Genomic DNA, 548 nt, shown 5'->3' on the forward strand with positions numbered 1-548 from the left:
TTTAGGCCTCTTTGGCGCCCCGCTATAACCAATAGCAGTTCCTATTTCTAAAATATTTATTATTTTTTTTTGATTAACAAAGTTTTCTAAAAATAAACCAGTTTCTTCGTGAATAATAGGTATGTGCTCTTTTATAGCATATTTTTGTATTTTTTTTAGATATTTTTTTTTTATTTTATAAAATATAGACATATGCAAATTCTTTATAAATTTATTTTTATTTAAATGGATTTATGATAATTTAAAAAATTTTGTAAAATTACCTTAGCAGCCATTTCATCTTTTAATTTAAATATTTTAGTTTTTTTATATTGAGCTTGATACATATTATCAATTGCTTCTTTAGTTGAAAGTCGTTCATCCCACAAAAATATTTGAACAAATGGAAAAGATTTCTTAATTCTTTTACTAAAAGAAATACTAATTTTAGATTTAATTCCTATATTATTGTTCATATGTTTAGGATCTCCTAAAACAATTGTATTAAATACGGATAGATTAATTGCGTTTTATGCAGCGATTTATCTTTGCTGTTTTATTTACAATCA

Annotated in this window: 1 protein-coding gene and 1 pseudogene; both read right to left on the minus strand. The window is 22.4% G+C overall.

Annotated elements, in window-relative coordinates; translation table 11 throughout:
• A pseudogene (locus B2G44_RS01995) lies at positions 1-192 on the minus strand (hypothetical protein); the annotation flags it as partial.
• Between the two features lie 29 nt (positions 193-221).
• Complete coding sequence (gene ruvX / locus B2G44_RS02000; protein WP_078123159.1) at positions 222-503, minus strand: Holliday junction resolvase RuvX; 282 nt, start codon at positions 501-503, stop codon at positions 222-224.
• Between the last annotated feature and the right edge of the window lie 45 nt (positions 504-548).

The organism is Candidatus Phytoplasma citri (assembly GCF_002009625.1).
In the GTDB taxonomy this organism is placed as follows: Bacteria; Bacillota_I; Bacilli_A; order Acholeplasmatales; family Acholeplasmataceae; genus Phytoplasma; species Phytoplasma citri.